Source organism: Phaeobacter porticola, from assembly GCF_001888185.1.
GTDB classification, from domain to species: Bacteria; Pseudomonadota; Alphaproteobacteria; order Rhodobacterales; family Rhodobacteraceae; genus Phaeobacter; species Phaeobacter porticola.
On the sequence record NZ_CP016364.1, the window covers coordinates 425,072 to 439,182 of the forward strand.

A 14,111-nucleotide genomic window follows, 5' to 3' on the forward strand; every position below is an offset into this window, starting at 1 on the left:
TGGGGGATGCGCCGCGCTAGCGGCGCTTGGCCCAACGGGAACGGAGGCATGTTCATGCAGCCGGGACAGGTGGGACAGGCGGGAGCCTGCGCGTGCAGCGTTGTCAGGCGCCCAGCAATTCACGCGGAACGGTGAATTCAGCCACCTTGCCGCTGCTCCAGGTCAGATCAGACCAAGTGTTTATGTCAAATCGGGCAATCATTGTGGCACCGGTGGGGAAATCGTCAAAGCGTGAATGATCTGGCGGGTGGCAGACGATCGAATGGGCAAAGGCCGCCAGACCGGGGTTGTGGCCAAGCACCAGAACGGTCTTATGCTCTGCTTCGCGCAGCACCTGAAACAGGATCTCTGCGCTGGCATGATAGAGCCGTTCGATAAACACCGCAGGTACCCCCAATTCCATAAGCTCGCAGGTTTCACGGGTGCGCTGCGCTGAGGACGAAATCACCTGATCCGGGATCATTCCAATTTCGCGCAACCAACTGCCAACCGCAGCGGCTGAATGGCGGCCGCGGGTGTTGAGCGGACGGGCGTGGTCGCTGGGGGAGCTTGTATCCCAGGCGGATTTGGCGTGGCGGGTCAGGATCAGCGTACAGGTCATTTTATGTGGAAATACCTCATGTGATGGGCGGATTGGGCCGGGGTGCGGTTGGCCCCCGTGCTCAGCGGACAGGCGCAGCGGGCACGGCATCCGTAGGACAGGCAGCTGGTCCCGGCGGTGGTATCTAGATGGTCGTGGCAGGCTGCCAGTTTGTAAGGACCGCCGTTCTCCAGCGCCTCAGCGGGGCAGGTGGTCAGGCAAGGTTGATCCGCGCAGCTCAGGCAGGGGGCCTGTGCCAATGGCGGAGTCGGGAGATCAATGTCATACGCGAAATATAGCGCGCCGCGATAGGAAATCATCATGCCGTAGTGATCATGCACCAGCATCTGCGACGGAGATGTGAAACTGCGGCCAGAGGCCAGCGCCCAGGCGACAAATGGAGCATAGGGTGGGCCGGTGAAGGGGTAGTAGGGCGTGGCCCCCAGGCGATATGCAAGATCTCCGATGACCCGGCTGGACCAGCGATCTACGGGGTTTGGGGCGGTGTCCAGATACTCGGCGCTGGCGGTGAATTGCGCCCAATAAGACGCCCCAGTGCCCAGCAGGATCAACGTTCCGCCGCTGGTGTCCATGCCTGGATATGCGCCTGAATGCGCACCCGTACACGCGTCGGTACCTGTGCCGCTACCCGCAGGCTGTTGCAGCGCAGGGTTGGGCGCTGTCTGTGAGGTCGGGATCTCGACCATATCGCGGCGCTGCGTTGCTGTTGGGTGAAAGCCACCGTAGATATCCAGCCCATGCGCCGTGGCCGCCTGTTGCAGCATGGCGTAGTTTGGTGCGGTCTTGTTAGGGTCGACATCGGCCATCGATACGGAGCGATCCGCAGCGACCGATTCCGGGCACGGGGGGCTGGTCATCGTGCCAGTCTAGCGCAGGCGGGCGTGTTTCCCTATCGGGATTTCGCTGCCGTAAACCACGCACAAAGCTGACAAGGGAAACGCCGACCCACCTGGGGCAGTCATCTGAACTGCTTTACGGGCGGATCATGGAGCCGGCACCGTGGTCGGTGAACAGCTCCAGCAAGACCGCATTTGGTACGCGGCCATCCACGATGGTGCAGGCGCGCACGCCACTTCGCACTGCGGCAAGCGCGGTTTCGGTCTTTGGGATCATACCGCCTATGATCACGCCATCGCGGGTCATTGTCTCGACATCGGCGGCCTTCAGCTCTGTTACCACCTCGCCGTCACCATTTTTCACACCAGAGACATCGGTCAGCAGCAGCAACCGATCTGCCGTGAGCGACGAGGCGATTGCCCCAGCTGCCGTGTCGCCGTTGATGTTAAAGGTTTCGCCCTTGGGGCCCGCACCAATGGGGGCGATTACCGGGATCATGTCCTGTTCAAAGAGATGCCGCAGCACGCCTGGGTCCATCTTTGTCGGGGTGCCGACAAAGCCCAGATCAGGATTGGCCTGCGTGCAGGTGATCAGATTGGCATCTTTGCCCGACAGACCGACGGCGGCACCGCCCTGACGGTTGATGGCCTGGACAATGCGCTTGTTGACCACACCCGAGAGCACCATTTCGACCACTTCCATGGTGGCGGCATCTGTGACCCGCTTGCCGTTTACGAAATCGGATTTGATCTGCAACTTGTCCAGCATGGCATTGATCATCGGGCCGCCGCCATGGACGATCACCGGGTTCACGCCGACCTGACGCATCAGCACGATGTCGCGCGCAAAAGTGTCCATCGCCTCGTCGCTGCCCATGGCGTGACCGCCCAGCTTGATCACGACAATGGCACCGTCGTAGCGCTGCAGATAGGGCAGGGCGCTTGAAAGGGTCTCGGCTGTGGCAATCCAATCGCGGTTCATATCTTGTTTCTTCATCATTGCAATCCCTGGAACTGGCAGAAGCGGGCAGCGCGCACGGCTGTGCCATGGCACTTGTGTTACGCGGTTCTGCCCGCTGTGCCAAGCATCGGGCGGCGTATTCACCCCATTGCGGTTGCCTGTTGGGGTGCTAGGTTTGCCGTAACGTGCCGATGATGCGGTACGGATCGTCTGACAGTCAGATGGAATCTCGGTAGTGGCTTTGGGCCAAGGATGGTGAGATGCGCAAGAAAACCCTTTTGTTGACTGGGGCAAGCCGGGGCATTGGCCACGCGACGGTGCAGCGGTTCAATGCCGAAGGCTGGCGGGTGATTACCTGTTCGCGTCAACCTTTCCCGGCGGAATGCCCCTGGGGCGGCGGAGAGGAGAACCACATACAGGTTGACCTGTCCGATCCGACGGACACGATAAATAAGGTGGGTGAAATTCAGGAACTCTTGGGGGGAAAGTTGGACGCGCTGGTCAACAATGCCGGGGTCTCGCCGAAGGGGCCGGAGGGGGAGCGGCTGAGCACGCTGGACACCGACCTGATGACCTGGGGCAAGGTGTTCCACGTGAACTTCTTCTCATCGGTTGTACTGGCGCGCGGGCTAAAGGATGAGCTGGCGGCGGCCAAGGGGTCGGTGGTCAATGTGACCTCTATCGCCGGCAGCCGGGTGCATCCTTTTGCGGGCGCTGCCTACGCGACCTCCAAGGCGGCGCTGGCCGCGCTGACCCGCGAAATGGCGCATGATTTCGGCCCGCTGGGCGTGCGTGTCAACGCGATCGCACCGGGCGAGGTGGAAACTGCGATCCTGTCGCCGGGTACCGATAAGATTGTTGAGAAACTGCCGCTGCAACGGTTGGGCCAGCCAGAAGAAGTAGCCGCAGCGATCTATTATCTTTGCTCGGACGAAAGTTCTTATATCTCCGGGGCGGAGATAGAGGTGAACGGCGCTCAGCACGTCTGATATCGGCTCTATCCTGCGGTATAGACATTTAAAATGCCCCCGGATCGACAGATCGCGGGGGCGTTTTTGGTCATACAGCTGCATGCCGAGGTCGGGGGTTATTCCAACCCCGAGATGATCGACCGCAGGGTGGCGATACCGTCGCCTTTTTCCGATGAGGTCAGTACGATTTCTGGATAGGCAGCCGGGTGTTTTGACAGCGCCTTGCGCACCTGATCCATGATCGCGGGGCGGTCCTTGTCCTTGACCTTGTCGGCCTTAGTCATCACGCATTGAAAGGTCACGGCAGAGCTGTCGAGTCGGGTCATGATCTCGTCATCGACGGATTTGATGCCATGGCGGCTGTCGATCAGCACAAAGGCACGGCGCAGAGTTTGACGGCCCGAGAGATACTGTTTGAGCAGCCGCTGCCATTTCTCGACGATGGGCAGGGGGGCATTGGCATAGCCATAACCCGGAAGGTCGACCAGATACAGCTCAGGGCCTTGGGTGAAATAGTTGATTTCCTGCGTCCGCCCCGGCGTGTTGGAGGCACGTGCCAGACCTTTTGTGCCGGTCAGTGCGTTGATCAGGCTGGATTTTCCGACGTTAGAGCGGCCCGCAAAACAGACTTCGATCCGGTCGGCAGGGGGCAGGCCCGACATGGCGACCACGCCTTTGACAAATTCCGACTGGCCGGCAAACAGTTTGCGGCCTTTTTCGGTCATGATTTCATCCGGCGTATCGGCCAGGGGGAACGGCATCTGCATCAGAGCACCTTTATGCTATCGCCGACGCGAATCGCGCCGTCTTTGATGACCTCTGCATAGACAGCAAAGTCCTGGTGACCCCAAGTGTCGCGCAGCATTTTCAGCGTGTCTGCATCGCGTTGGCCGGTCTCGGGGTTGGTCGTGGTGGCCAGACAGCGGACGGTGCGTTCGCGGATTGTCAACACCGCCTCGCCAATCTGCACATCGCGCCCGATCCATTTGTTTTCGTCCCAAGCGTTGCCTGTGTCGAACCAGATGTTACCACGCCAGCGCAGCGGCGACAGCGTGTGGCCAATGGCGGTTTCCACTGCGCGGTGAGAGGCCCAGTTGCACAGGCTGATCGACGGAAACGGGCTGTCGGTCATGCCCCGTCCCGGCACCCGCAAAATGCGGGCAGAGGCGGCGCGGTCCTCGGGCATCAGGGGGCGGACCCAGTCGAGAAATCGCGGTAGGTCAGCCGCGCTATCGGGGCTGAAGGTCAGCGAATCCTGCGTCGGATGGGACAGTGTCACATGGCCTTGGGCTTCGTCGTAGCGCGCCTCAACCGCCATCAGCTGTGGCGCCTTGGCGACGCGGCTGAAGTTGGCGCAGGGCGCCCAGGCGCTGCCGTCAGCCTTGGAGGCCTCATGGGCTACCGCCCAAACGCGATCGCCGGGCAGACACTGCCCGGCGACCAAAGAGGCGCTCTCTAGCGGCTCCCGACCATGTGATTTGATCGGGTGCCGCCAGATATGAGTGATGCCTTCGCTCATTTCTTGTCTGCCTTTGGCGTTTTCTTAAAGCCGGATTTGATATTGCCGAACACATCCGGTTTGTAGCCATGGGTGCGCATAATCAAATACTGCTGCGTAAAGGTGATGGTGTTGTTCGCAATCCAGTAAACCACCAAGCCAGAGGCAAAACCACCCAACATGAACATGAAGACCCAAGGCATCCAGGCAAAGATCATCTGCTGGGTCGGATCCGTGGGCGCCGGGTTCAGTTTTTGCTGCAACCACATGGAGATACCTAAGAGGATCGGCAAAATCCCAATAAAGATCGTGGCCATCAATGTGCCCTCGACCGGGGCTGCCATCGGCAGGAGGCCAAAGAGGTTCATGATGGACGTCGGATCAGGGGCGCTGAGATCCTGAAATGGACCAAAGAAGGGCGCGTGACGCAGCTCCAGCGTGACAAAGATCACTTTGTAGAGCGAGAAGAAGATCGGGATCTGGATCAGGATCGGCAGGCAGCCGGCCGCTGGGTTGACCTTTTCCTTCTTGTAGAGCGCCATCATCTCCTGCTGGAGCTTTTGACGATCATCGCCCAATTTTTCCTTGATCTCCTCCATCCGCGGCTGCAGCTCTTTCATCTTTGCCATGGAGGCGTAGGATTTATAGGCCAGCGGGAAGACAAGAAGTTTGATCAATACGGTCAAGCCGATGATCGCCCAGCCCATGTTGCCAATCAACGCGTTCAGCCAATGTAGAACCGCAAAGATCGGCTTGGTCAGGAAGAAGAACCAGCCCCAGTCGATGCTGTCGAGGAAACCTTCGATGCCGTCTTTCTGGTAGCCTCGGATGGTTGCCCATTCCTTGGCGCCAGCAAACAGCATGGTGGTTGCCTCAGTGGTTTGGCCATCCGCTACGGAGACGGTCGGCAGCACAATATCGGTCTGGTAGATCTCGCGACGCTCATCGAATTTTGCGATGGAGCGGAAGGCCTGACCCGGCTCGGGTACCAGGGTCGACATCCAGTAATGATCGGTAAAGCCAATCCAGCCGTTGCCCTCAATCTGGGTCACTTCGGCGCGGGCACCCGTGCGGGGATCAATCTCGAAATCGGTCATGTCGTCATAGTCGATTTCGGCGAGGGTGCCGTCGGCCATGCCAATCACACCTTCATGCAGGATGAAGAAGTTTTTCAGATCCTGCGGTTCGCCATGGCGGGCCAGGGTGCCATAAGGCGCCAGTGCCACGGTCCCACCAGAGGCGTTGGTCACCGACTGCGTGATGGTGAAGAGATAATCCTGATCGACCGCAATGGTGCGGTTGAAGGTGAGGCCCTTGCCATTGTCCCAAGTCAGGGTGACCGGGCTGTCCGGCGTCAGGGTCGCGTCGCTTTCGGCCTGCCACAGGGTGTTGGCTCCGGGCACATCGTCGGGACCCAGACCGCTGCCGGGGGCCCAGCCATAGAGCGCGTAATAGGCGTTGGGGTCACCAGCGGGGGACAGCATCTTAACGATTGCGGCGTCCGCTTCCAGAGAAACGCGATAATCCTTGAGCGACAGATCGTCGAGACGACCGCCTTGCAAGGAGATGGTGCCGGAAACGCGCGGCGTGTCGATGGTCAGGCGCGGCGCATCGGCGACGGCCTTTGCCTCGGCGGTGACGCTGGCCCCATCCGTGCCGGCCACAGGGCTGGCAGCGTTTGGCGCGGCCACCACGTCGCCCGCAGGTGCGGTTTCAGTGATAACGGCATCAGGCTGCGGCTGCGGCTCTGGCGGTGGAAAAAAGACGTACCACCCCAGAATCACCAGGAAACTAAGTGCGGTTGCGAGAAGAAGGTTCTTGTTCTGATCGTCCATTTGGGACTGCCACCTCGTGCATGGAATGACAGGGTGTGGTTCAACAGAGATGGCCCCCAAAGGTCAAGCGGAATCGCCCCCAAGCTGGCCCTGCAGCGTCGTTGAGGGGCTATTTCCCAAAATCGACCCTGGAAAACCGCAAGACGGGCGGTGATGACAGCGCCAACAAGGACGTCAGTGACGGGAAAAATCAATGCAGAGGACAACGCCAATCTCACCTGGCACGCGCATTCCGCAGGCGCACTGCGCCCAGATGAGCAGACAGGAGATATCCCGCGTCTGCTGGTTGATCAGAGTAATGGGCAGGCCCGGCCGTCAGCGATGGCGCACAGAAACCCGCCTACAAGCATGATACGCGGACAGAGCGCAGGCGGCATCGTGACCGGAGGCATGTGAAATGACTGGTGTCAGTTGAAGAAACCTAAGGTTGTCCAAAAACTGTCGGCTAAGACGATGTTACTAACCGTGGTGAATTGGTCGGGCATGGCGCAGGGCCAGACGCTGTTTGCGTCTGCCGCTATTCAGCAATTATCTGCCCTGTTGCGCCATCAATTGCCCTGACGACCAATCGTGGGGGCGTCTTGTAGTTTGGCCTCATGGGCCGTGATCCAATCCAGGGTCTGATCAAAGGGCATCGGGCGACCGATGCCAAAGCCCTGCACGTGATCGCAGCCAAGCTGTGATAGCAGCGCATGTTCGCCCACGGTCTCTACCCCCTCGGCAAGGGTGGTGAGCTCGAGACGCTCGGCCATGGTCAGGATGGCAGCGATCAGTTTCTGCTGCTCAGGATCACGATCGGCTTTCATCACAAAGGATCTGTCAATCTTGATCCGCGACACTCGGAACCGCTGCACGGCGGCAATCGACGCATGGCCAGTCCCAAAATCATCCAGATCAATGCCGCAGCCCATTTTGCCAAGGGCCGCGATATTGCGCACGATCATATCGTCGGGGCGATCGGTCATGACGGTTTCGAGGATTTCAATACAGAGCCGGTCAGGGGTGAGACCAAAACGTTCCAGCTCCCACTGGATGCGCTCAACCAGGTTGGCATTGCGCAGCTCATCCGTGGCGAAATTGACCCCCACAGACGGCACATGCAGACCGGCGGCATCCCACGCTTTAAGTGCTGTCAGAGCGTTGTAGAGCATGATTTCGCTCAGGCGTTCCATCAGACCCGCGCTTTCCAGCGTGGGGAGGAAGGACATCGGGGGAATCATGCCGCGCACAGGATGTGCCCAACGGGCCAGTGCCTCAAACCCGGAGACGCGGCCGGTGTCGGTGCAGATCTGTGGCTGGAACCAAGCCTGGATCTGACCATTTTCCAAGGCCTCGGTGACTTCGTCCATCATATCGCCACGCGCTTTGCTGCGCTGATCCATTTCGGGCGAGAAGGCGCGCATGCCGGAGGGGCCATTGTTCTGCGCATCCAAGAGCGCGGTGCAGGCGGCCCCCAGCCAATCATTCCCAGAGGGTTTCGGCGTCCGGCTGTGTAAGCAAAAGCCGATGGAGCAGGAGACATACAGCGAGGCGCCGTCCACGGCGATTGGTTCTTCGATTGCAGCCTGAAGCCTGCCAGACATCTGCACGGACAGCTCCAGATCCATCTGCAGGACCGGAGTAAGGCAGATGGCAAAACGGGAATCGCCAATCCGCGCAACATAATCCTGTGGACGCACAATCGACAGGATCCGGTCGCCGCACCGGTTCACCAGCTGATCTGCGGTTTCCTGACCATGGCGCTGCGCCAATTCCTTGAAATCATCCAGTTCGATCACAAATACGGCGGACCGCAGACCGGTGTCCGCAGCGCTGTCGTAAACTTCGGATATGACCTCATTAAAGCCGTCGCGCATCATCATGCCGGTCAGGCTGTCGCGTGGCATGGCCGGACGGCGAAAATAGCTAAAACCGCCTGAGACCGCAAAAATCAGGGGCAGCCCCAGAGCGACGGCCAGCAATGCGGCCTCGCCCCCCATCCAGAAGGTAGCCAGGGTGAGAGCTGGCAGAAATGCAAGCAGTGGCGGCCCCAGCAGCACCGGGGCAATCCGTTTTCTGACCTGCGTTATCGTCTGCGACAGCGATTTTGTCATCTGTAGACCTTTCACCTACGGCATGTGGTGCTTGCTACAGACTAGAGCCGCGGTCTGACCGCCAAGTTAACGCAAATCGGGAATTTCGCCTGAATCGCCCCCGTAATCGCTATTTTTCAACATAAGACCGGAGAAATCGAAAAGCTTTGGATCCAGTAGATGTGACGGGCGTGCATTCATCAGCGCGCGGAACATAACCTGACGGCGTCCTGGGCTGTTTGATTCCCACCCGTCTAGGATCTGTTTCACCTGCTGGCGCTGTAACCCGTCCTGACTACCGCAAAGGTCACAGGGGATGATCGGATAATTCAATGCCTTGGCGAATTTTTCGCAATCCACCTCGGCGACATGGGCAAGGGGGCGAAACACAAACAGATCGCCCTCTTCATTGACCAGCTTTGGCGGCATGGTTGCCAGACGACCTCCGTGGAAGAGGTTCATGAAGAAGGTTTCAAGAATATCGTCGCGATGATGACCCAGCACCACAGCAGAGCAGCCCTCCTCGCGGGCGATCCGGTAGAGGTTGCCGCGCCGCAGACGCGAACAGAGCGCGCAAAACGTACGGCCCTGCGGGACCTTATCCATCACGATGCTGTAAGTGTCCTGATATTCGATGCGGTGTGGGACACCCATTTTTTCCAGAAATTCCGGCAGCACAGTTGCCGGAAAGCCGGGCTGGCCCTGATCCAGATTACAGGCGAGAAGATCCACCGGCAACAAGCCGCGCCACTTCAGTTCATAGAGAACCGCGAGCAGGGTATAGCTGTCCTTGCCGCCAGAAAGGCAGACCAGCCATTTCGGTGTGCTGCCGTCCTCGCGCCGTTCCACCATGCCGTATTGGTCAATCGCTTCGCGCGCGTAGCGCACGATTCGTTTGCGGAGCTTCTTGAACTCAGTGGTTGAGGGCGCGCCTGTAAACAGCGGGTGGATATCGTCCAGATCATCATCAAGCATGGGCGCGCCCTAGCCGAGGATCGGCATTTTGCCAAGAAGAAAAGGCCCCGAATGCAGATTCCAACGGCGGCCTGGGGGACTGCCTCATTTGGCAGAGTCATCCAAAGCCGGGGCCGTTGCGTAGCCAAGGGCAAGAGAAACAAGACAAAGATGAGGTGTGAGATATGGCAATTGCGACACAAACACCACGCCGGTTTCGGTTTGGCCGCTGGGCAGCTCTTGGCGCGGGGGCGGCAGCTGTTGCGGCGCTGGCATCCTGCGGGCGGCCCAGTCTGAGCGATGATAAGCTGAGCGATAAGACCTTCAATCTGGAGGAATATTTCGAAGGTAAAACCGTCGCATATGGCCAGTTCGAAGATCGGTTTGGAACCGTTCGGCGGCGGTTCAAAGTAGAGATCACTGGCGAGTGGGATGGCCGTGTGCTGACGCTGGCCGAGAGTTTCCGCTATGCCGATGGCAGTACCGAGCAGCGGATCTGGTCCCTGACGAAAACGGGCGAAAACACCTGGGAAGGCAGTGCTGATGGGGTGCAGGGCATCGCCAAGGGGGAAGAGCGTGGTGATACCTTCAACTGGGGTTACACGATTGATCTGCCAGTGCCCGGTGGCGACACCATGCGGGTGACGTTTGATGACTGGATGTGGCTTCTGGAGGACGGCAGGTTGCTGAACAAAGCATATATGAGCCGCTATGGCGTCACGCTGGGCGAAGTTACGATTTTCTTTGAGAAGCTCTGAGCGGGTTACCTGGGGCCTGCAGTCGGGTCCTGTTTGGCCCGGTCATGGTCGGGGTCACAGCCGGGAACCGGATCGTAGCCATCCCCACCAAGGGGATGGCAGCGCCCGATTCTGCGCGCGGTGAGCCAAGCGCCCCGAATGGCGCCGTGTTTCTCCAGTGCCTCCAGCGCATAGGCCGAGCAGGTGGGCTGGTAACGGCAGTTGAAGCCAACCCAGGGGCTGAACAGCAGCCGATAGGCGCGTACGGGCAAAGCAAAGAGGTGGGCGAGTGGAGTCATGGCGTCTAGATAGGCGCGCCGGCGCTCTATAGCAATCTGCGGGGGTGTCGCGGCTGCGGAGTGAGGAGCAACGGAAGGTGTGGGCCTTGCCTGTTGTGATTACTTGCCGTGAATTTTCTTCATCGCGTAGATCAGATCGTTTTTCAGATCGTCGAACGGGCGGTCAGCGGTTTCGCCTGCACGGCCTATCAGCACGTAGTCCCAGCCGGTGCGGCCGTGGATTGGCAGAATCATCCGAGCTACCTCGCGCAAGCGGCGTTTGGCGCGGTTGCGGGCCACTGCATTACCGACCTTTTTGGAGCAGGTAAAGCCCATGCGAATGCCATCGCCGACGGGATCCTCCGCATGGCGTTTGCGGCCCTGAACCATCATCCCCTTGGTGCCCTGACGACGGGCGCGCGCCGCCGCGAGAAAGTCGCGGCGTTTGGCGATCACATCAGGTTGCGGGCGGGGAAGGGGACAGACCAAGGTATCAGATGCGCAAACGGACACCGCCGGAGACCTGGTCCCTTGGGCAGCTGGGCCATCCTTGGGGGTCTCCGGCGGTGTCATGTCTGTCTGAACAGAACTGGGCGCGATTACGCGCTCAGCGACTTACGACCGCGTGCGCGGCGTGAGTTCAGAATTTTGCGGCCTGCCTTGGTGGCCATGCGCGCACGGAAGCCGTGGCGGCGTTTGCGAACCAGGTTCGAAGGCTGATAGGTGCGTTTCATCGCTCCGGTCTCCAACTGTTTACATCGGGACGGCGCGGAATCGGCCACCCGGGGGTCTATCTCGAAGCCCGGTCTCTAGAAGGGAATGACCTGCGAGTCAAACCCCAACGCGGTTGTTTTCTGCGCGAAATGCAACATTTCCATGAAAACCGGATGCTGGAGGCTCTCTAGCAGAAGAGAATTGTAACAGACAGGGGGCAGATTGGTGTTTGGCTCACTTTTTCGCAGGGGATGATCAAGCGGACGTGAAGAGGCGGCGTCTATGCTCGTACAGGGCCTATTTACCGGATAGCCAGAGACAAAGGTCTGCGGCGGTGGTGCCCTCCAGCCCCCAACCGCAGCTGCGGAACAGAATATGACTGGCCAGCTATGGCCCAAGACAGCAGGATTTACAGAAGATGTCCGATCAGTCCGACCAACCAGATATCGCAAATCGTTCTGAGGGCGTGGCCCCGGCAGGCGAATCGGGAGAGCGGGGCAAGAAGACTCCTGCGTTGACACGATTCCTGCCACTGGCGCTGGTGCTGGTGGTGGCGGTGATCGGTGCGATGACCCTTGGTGATTATCTGACGTTTGAGACGCTGCGCGACAACCGGGTGGCGCTGATGGCGTTTCGCGATGACAATTATTTGGGTCTCGTTGGTCTGTTTGTGCTGGCCTATGTGGTGATCGTGGTATTTTCGCTGCCCGGTGCGGCTGTGGCGTCGGTCACCGGCGGGTTCCTGTTTGGTTTGGTTGCGGGCACGGTGTTCAATGTATTGGCGGCCACGATCGGTGCTGTTGGCATCTTTCTAGCGGCGCGCTGGGGGCTTGGGGCGATGCTGACCCACCGGCTGGAAGCTGCGGAGGGGCGGGTTCGGACCCTGAAGCAGGCGCTGCGGGAAAATGAGATCGAGGTGCTGCTGCTGTTGCGGTTGGTGCCTGCGGTCCCGTTCTTTGTGGCCAATCTGCTGCCCGCGCTGGTCGGGGTGAAGCTGATCAATTTTCTGTGGACGACGGCAGTGGGCATCATTCCCGGTGCTGTGGTGTTCACCTGGATTGGTGTGGGCCTTGGCGCGGTGTTTGACCGGGGCGAGACGCCGGATCTGTCGATCCTGTGGGAGCCGTTTGTGATCGGGCCGATCCTTGGCCTGTGTGTGTTGGCGACCCTGCCCATCCTGCTGAAGAAACGCCGCCCGGCAACCCCCGGAAAGGACCAGTGACCATGCAAGAGCTAACCTGCGATCTTCTCGTGATCGGCGCCGGGTCAGGCGGTCTGTCCGTTGCCGCTGGAGCCAGCCAGATGGGCGCCGACGTTGTGCTGCTGGAAGGGCACAAGATGGGCGGCGATTGCCTGAACTATGGCTGCGTGCCGTCCAAATCGCTGCTGGCCAGTGCCAAGGTGGCTTATGGTCAGGCCCATGCCAGCGCCTATGGGGTTGCGGATCAGATGCCGGTGGTGGATTACGCTGCTGCCAAGGATCACGTGCAGGACGTGATCGCCACCATCGCGCCCGTGGACAGTCAGGAGCGGTTTGAAGGCTTTGGCGTGCGGGTCATTCGCGCATATGGCCGGTTTGTCGATGATCGCGTGGTCGAGGCCGGAGAGCATCGTATTACCGCCCGGCGCATTGTGATCGCTACGGGGTCCTCGCCCCTGGTGCCACCAATCGACGGGCTGGCTGATGTGCCGTATTTCACCAATGAAACGCTATTTGACCTGCGCGAGCGGCCAGAGCATCTGCTGATTATCGGCGGCGGCCCCATCGGTATGGAAATGGCGCAGGCCCATATCCGGCTGGGCAGCAAGGTGACCGTCATCGAGGGTGACCGGGCGCTGGGCAAGGATGATCCTGAGCTTGCGTCCATCGTATTGGACCAGTTGCGCGGTGAAGGCATTGAGATCGCCGAGGGCGCGCAGGCTGAGACTATTGCCTCCACCGAGGGTGGCGGCATTCGCGTTACAGCAAAGGATGGCCGGGTGTTCGACGGCAGCCATCTCCTGATGGCGGTCGGGCGCAAGGCCAATATCGACAAGCTGAACCTGGAGGCCGCAGGCGTTGAGACCAATCGGGCAGGCGTGGTGGTGGACGACAGTCTGCGCAGCAGCAACCGTCGGGTCTATGCCATTGGTGATGTGGCCGGTGGGATGCAGTTCACCCATGTGGCCGGCTACCATGCCGGGGTGATCATCCGCTCGATCCTGTTCGGGCTACCGTCCAAGGCCAAAACCAATCATATTCCCTGGGCGACCTACACCGCACCGGAACTGGCGCAGGTTGGCCTCACGGAGGAGCAAGCACGCGAAAAACACGGCGACCGGCTGGAGGTTGCACGGTTTGACTATCACCACAACGACCGCGCGCTGGCAGAGCGCAAGAGCAAAGGCCTGATCAAGGTGATGGTGGTCAAGGGGCGTCCCGTTGGGGCCTCTGTTGTGGGGCATCAGGCGGGGGAGCTGGTGGCGCTGTGGTCCATGGCCATCGCCAATAATCTGAAGATGAGCCAGGTCGCGGGGATGGTGGCCCCCTATCCCACCATATCGGAGGTGAATAAACGCGTCGCAGGGGCCTATTTCTCGCCACGGCTTTTTGATAGTCCAATGGTGAAACGAGTGGTGCAATTTGTGCAGCGCTGGCTCCCGTAACGCCGGAA

At 59.9% G+C, this 14,111-nt stretch carries 15 protein-coding genes; 4 read left to right on the forward strand and 11 right to left on the reverse strand.

What is annotated here, in order from left to right; all coding sequences use genetic code 11:
• Positions 1 to 103: 103 nt before the first annotated feature.
• From PhaeoP97_RS02100 to argB, 3 genes are all read right to left on the reverse strand, one after another.
• On the reverse strand, positions 104 to 601 hold the full coding sequence (locus PhaeoP97_RS02100) for a SixA phosphatase family protein (protein WP_072503671.1): 498 nt from the start codon (positions 599 to 601) through the stop codon (positions 104 to 106).
• Positions 598 to 1,458: a ferredoxin gene (locus PhaeoP97_RS02105; RefSeq protein WP_072503672.1), complete on the reverse strand. Its 861-nt coding sequence runs from the start codon at positions 1,456 to 1,458 to the stop codon at positions 598 to 600. Before PhaeoP97_RS02105 ends, PhaeoP97_RS02100 begins: the two co-directional genes overlap by 4 nt.
• A 115-nt stretch (positions 1,459 to 1,573) precedes the next feature.
• Positions 1,574 to 2,434, reverse strand: a complete 861-nt coding sequence (argB, locus tag PhaeoP97_RS02110; protein WP_072503673.1) for an acetylglutamate kinase — start codon at positions 2,432 to 2,434, stop codon at positions 1,574 to 1,576.
• 224 nt (positions 2,435 to 2,658) lie between these two features.
• On the opposite strand from argB, the gene PhaeoP97_RS02115 reads away from it, so the two are divergent.
• Positions 2,659 to 3,387, forward strand: coding sequence for an SDR family NAD(P)-dependent oxidoreductase (locus PhaeoP97_RS02115; RefSeq protein WP_072503674.1), 729 nt, complete (start codon positions 2,659 to 2,661; stop codon positions 3,385 to 3,387).
• 98 nt (positions 3,388 to 3,485) lie between these two features.
• On the opposite strand, the gene yihA is transcribed toward PhaeoP97_RS02115, so the two are convergent.
• The 5 genes from yihA to ttcA form a co-directional block, all read right to left on the reverse strand.
• Entirely contained in the window at positions 3,486 to 4,136 is a 651-nt protein-coding gene (gene yihA / locus PhaeoP97_RS02120) for a ribosome biogenesis GTP-binding protein YihA/YsxC (RefSeq protein ID WP_072503675.1), read from the reverse strand.
• On the reverse strand, positions 4,136 to 4,888 hold the full coding sequence (locus PhaeoP97_RS02125; protein ID WP_072503676.1) for an MOSC domain-containing protein: 753 nt from the start codon (positions 4,886 to 4,888) through the stop codon (positions 4,136 to 4,138). Before PhaeoP97_RS02125 ends, yihA begins: the two co-directional genes overlap by 1 nt.
• A complete protein-coding gene (gene yidC, locus PhaeoP97_RS02130; RefSeq protein ID WP_072503677.1) occupies positions 4,885 to 6,702 on the reverse strand; it encodes a membrane protein insertase YidC in 1,818 nt (605 codons plus the stop codon). The genes PhaeoP97_RS02125 and yidC overlap by 4 nt, the downstream gene beginning before the upstream one ends.
• Positions 6,703 to 7,250: 548 nt before the next feature.
• Positions 7,251 to 8,795, reverse strand: coding sequence for a putative bifunctional diguanylate cyclase/phosphodiesterase (locus PhaeoP97_RS02140; RefSeq protein WP_072503679.1), 1,545 nt, complete (start codon positions 8,793 to 8,795; stop codon positions 7,251 to 7,253).
• 66 nt (positions 8,796 to 8,861) lie between these two features.
• On the reverse strand, positions 8,862 to 9,749 hold the full coding sequence (ttcA, locus tag PhaeoP97_RS02145) for a tRNA 2-thiocytidine(32) synthetase TtcA (protein ID WP_072503680.1): 888 nt from the start codon (positions 9,747 to 9,749) through the stop codon (positions 8,862 to 8,864).
• A 164-nt stretch (positions 9,750 to 9,913) separates the two neighbouring features.
• On the opposite strand from ttcA, the gene PhaeoP97_RS02150 reads away from it, so the two are divergent.
• Positions 9,914 to 10,486: a DUF3833 domain-containing protein gene (locus tag PhaeoP97_RS02150; protein ID WP_072503681.1), complete on the forward strand. Its 573-nt coding sequence runs from the start codon at positions 9,914 to 9,916 to the stop codon at positions 10,484 to 10,486.
• Positions 10,487 to 10,491: 5 nt separating this feature from the next.
• Here PhaeoP97_RS02150 and yidD read toward each other — a convergent pair whose 3' ends face one another.
• From yidD to rpmH, 3 genes are all read right to left on the reverse strand, one after another.
• Entirely contained in the window at positions 10,492 to 10,764 is a 273-nt protein-coding gene (yidD, locus tag PhaeoP97_RS02155) for a membrane protein insertion efficiency factor YidD (protein WP_072503682.1), read from the reverse strand.
• Between the two features lie 99 nt (positions 10,765 to 10,863).
• Positions 10,864 to 11,316 carry a ribonuclease P protein component gene (rnpA, locus tag PhaeoP97_RS02160; RefSeq protein ID WP_072503683.1) on the reverse strand — a complete coding sequence of 151 codons (453 nt, stop codon included), beginning with the start codon at positions 11,314 to 11,316 and terminating at the stop codon, positions 10,864 to 10,866.
• A gap of 26 nt (positions 11,317 to 11,342) precedes the next feature.
• Entirely contained in the window at positions 11,343 to 11,477 is a 135-nt protein-coding gene (rpmH, locus tag PhaeoP97_RS02165) for a 50S ribosomal protein L34 (RefSeq protein ID WP_005632162.1), read from the reverse strand.
• A 398-nt stretch (positions 11,478 to 11,875) separates the two neighbouring features.
• Here rpmH and PhaeoP97_RS02170 point away from each other — a divergent pair, with 398 nt between their 5' ends.
• Complete coding sequence (locus PhaeoP97_RS02170) at positions 11,876 to 12,679, forward strand: TVP38/TMEM64 family protein (protein WP_072503684.1); 804 nt, start codon at positions 11,876 to 11,878, stop codon at positions 12,677 to 12,679.
• Positions 12,680 to 12,681: 2 nt separating this feature from the next.
• A complete protein-coding gene (locus PhaeoP97_RS02175; RefSeq protein ID WP_072503685.1) occupies positions 12,682 to 14,103 on the forward strand; it encodes a dihydrolipoyl dehydrogenase family protein in 1,422 nt (473 codons plus the stop codon).
• The last annotated feature ends 8 nt before the right edge of the window (positions 14,104 to 14,111 follow it).

What these genes read in the sequence shown, in the direction of transcription:
- PhaeoP97_RS02105 (WP_072503672.1), bottom strand. Translation starts at nt 1,458, where the DNA reads ATGACCAGCCCCCCGTGCCCGGAATCGGTCGCTGCGGATCGCTCCGTA.
- PhaeoP97_RS02150 (WP_072503681.1), top strand. Translation starts at nt 9,914, where the DNA reads ATGGCAATTGCGACACAAACACCACGCCGGTTTCGGTTTGGCCGCTGG.
- ttcA (WP_072503680.1), bottom strand. Translation starts at nt 9,749, where the DNA reads ATGCTTGATGATGATCTGGACGATATCCACCCGCTGTTTACAGGCGCG.
- PhaeoP97_RS02115 (WP_072503674.1), top strand. Translation starts at nt 2,659, where the DNA reads ATGCGCAAGAAAACCCTTTTGTTGACTGGGGCAAGCCGGGGCATTGGC.
- PhaeoP97_RS02140 (WP_072503679.1), bottom strand. Translation starts at nt 8,795, where the DNA reads ATGACAAAATCGCTGTCGCAGACGATAACGCAGGTCAGAAAACGGATT.
- rpmH (WP_005632162.1), bottom strand. Translation starts at nt 11,477, where the DNA reads ATGAAACGCACCTATCAGCCTTCGAACCTGGTTCGCAAACGCCGCCAC.
- argB (WP_072503673.1), bottom strand. Translation starts at nt 2,434, where the DNA reads ATGAAGAAACAAGATATGAACCGCGATTGGATTGCCACAGCCGAGACC.
- yidD (WP_072503682.1), bottom strand. Translation starts at nt 10,764, where the DNA reads ATGACTCCACTCGCCCACCTCTTTGCTTTGCCCGTACGCGCCTATCGG.
- rnpA (WP_072503683.1), bottom strand. Translation starts at nt 11,316, where the DNA reads ATGACACCGCCGGAGACCCCCAAGGATGGCCCAGCTGCCCAAGGGACC.
- PhaeoP97_RS02125 (WP_072503676.1), bottom strand. Translation starts at nt 4,888, where the DNA reads ATGAGCGAAGGCATCACTCATATCTGGCGGCACCCGATCAAATCACAT.
- yidC (WP_072503677.1), bottom strand. Translation starts at nt 6,702, where the DNA reads ATGGACGATCAGAACAAGAACCTTCTTCTCGCAACCGCACTTAGTTTC.
- PhaeoP97_RS02170 (WP_072503684.1), top strand. Translation starts at nt 11,876, where the DNA reads ATGTCCGATCAGTCCGACCAACCAGATATCGCAAATCGTTCTGAGGGC.
- yihA (WP_072503675.1), bottom strand. Translation starts at nt 4,136, where the DNA reads ATGCAGATGCCGTTCCCCCTGGCCGATACGCCGGATGAAATCATGACC.
- PhaeoP97_RS02175 (WP_072503685.1), top strand. Translation starts at nt 12,682, where the DNA reads ATGCAAGAGCTAACCTGCGATCTTCTCGTGATCGGCGCCGGGTCAGGC.
- PhaeoP97_RS02100 (WP_072503671.1), bottom strand. Translation starts at nt 601, where the DNA reads ATGACCTGTACGCTGATCCTGACCCGCCACGCCAAATCCGCCTGGGAT.